Source organism: Streptomyces sp. NPDC054841 (assembly GCF_053611045.1).
Window position 1 is genome coordinate 1 of the sequence record NZ_JBSGZO010000862.1, and the last position, 1697, is coordinate 1697.

The window sequence follows — 1697 nt, forward strand, 5'->3', positions numbered from 1 at the left end:
CTTCGAAGCAGCGCAGTCCGCCCGCCGGGCGGACCGGACTTCGAAGACACGACCGGCCCCTGGCCGAGCAAGTCGGTCAGGGGCCGGCCCCATGAGCGTTGCCCGCGAGCGGTCACCGTTCCCCAATGTTTCCCGGCCCGAACGGGCACGGGACGGGCACGGCCACCGCTGAGATGGCCGAGCTGTTCGGGAGGTGCCGCTCCTGCCCTGTCAGTGGCTGAGGCGGACGGAGACCTGCGTATCCGTCTCATTGACCCTGACGGCGTGGATTTCGCCTCGGGCCTTGTTGTAGTCCCCCGTGCCTCCGGTGACCGCGAGGGTGATGTCACCGGGGCCGGCAGCGGTATTGGTGAACCGGCCTTGGAAGGTGATCTGCCCGTGTTCCAGAGAAAGGGAGCCCACACACAGCAGGTCGAACTCATCAGCAGGGGCCGTTCGGGTCGTTGTGCAGACCTCCCCGTAGTTGCCGACCGTGGCGTTTTCACGGAGGAGATCCCCGCTGACGACGATTTCGTCCCCTTGGCCGGCTCCGGGCAACCCGTCCGCATCAAGGGAAGTGAACTGGGTCTGCCTCGCGATCAGATCGAGGTTCTTCTCAGGACCGGTACTGCTGGTAGCCGATGCCGGGTGCGAGCAGACAAGGAGAGCAGCCAATCCGGTGGCCGCGCTCAGACCGACATGCTTGAAGTGACGCACTCTGTGCTCCTGTGGGACCAAGGGGGCGGCTCACTGACCATGTGTCAAGTGACGTAACCGATTCCCAGGTCAGCCTCATGTGGATCACGCGGTTCCGCGACTCGTGCCTACCCATCCAGGTGAAACGACCGGAGGCGGCGGGCAGGCGGAGGAGCTGGGAAGTACGTGAGTGCAGGTACCAAGTACTCTTCCGGCATGACGACGTACAAGGCCGTTGAACCGAGTGTTGACGCGATGATCGAGGACCTCAGGACACTCGTCGAAATCGAGTCTCCATCGCGCGATCTCGACGCCTTGACGGCATCGGCCAAAGCTGTCGCCGCTGTCATCGAGAGCCGCCTCGGCGGGCAGGCCGTCCTCGTCGAGAGCGAAGCCGGGCCGCACGTCCACTGGTCGGCCGGTGGCGATCCCCAAGTACTGGTACTCGGTCACCATGACACGGTGTTTCCGCTCGGCACCCTTGAACGCCGCCCGTTCATGACCGAAGACGGGCATGCGACGGGCCCCGGGGTCTTCGACATGCTCGGCGGTTTGGTGCAGGCCGTTCATGGCCTGGCGACGCTCGACGACCGGTCAGGCGTCGAGATCCTGGTGACCGCCGACGAAGAGGTCGGCTCCCGCTCCTCTCGGGCTCTCATCGAAGAACGAGCCATTGCCTGCGGCGCTGTACTCGTGCTCGAGGGCGCCGCTGATGACGGAGCCCTGAAGACCGGCCGCAAGGGCTGCGGCACGTTCCACGTCTCCATCGCGGGCCGGGCGTCGCACGCGGGCCTTGAGCCCGAAGCCGGGGTCAACGCCCTGATCGAGGCGTCGCACCAGGTGCTGGACATCGCAGCGCTTGGTCGACTCCACATGGGCACGACCGTTACCCCGACCGTCGCGTCCGCAGGAACCCTGGACAACGTTGTTCCCGCGGAGGCGACCGTCATCGTCGACGTCCGCGTCGAGTCGGCCGGCGAGAAAGAACGAATCGAATCCGCGTTCGCGGCTCTGGCTCCGCA

The 1697-nt window shown here is 65.9% G+C and carries 2 protein-coding genes; one reads left to right on the forward strand and one right to left on the reverse strand.

What is annotated here, in order from left to right; all coding sequences use genetic code 11:
* Nucleotides 1-210 precede the first annotated feature (210 nt).
* Nucleotides 211-696, reverse strand: coding sequence for an allene oxide cyclase barrel-like domain-containing protein (locus ACWGI8_RS44000; RefSeq protein ID WP_453669204.1), 486 nt, complete (start codon nt 694-696; stop codon nt 211-213).
* Between the two features lie 195 nt (nt 697-891).
* Here ACWGI8_RS44000 and ACWGI8_RS44005 point away from each other — a divergent pair.
* On the forward strand, nt 892-1697 hold an 806-nt coding region (locus tag ACWGI8_RS44005), incomplete at its 3' end, for a M20/M25/M40 family metallo-hydrolase (RefSeq protein ID WP_453669205.1).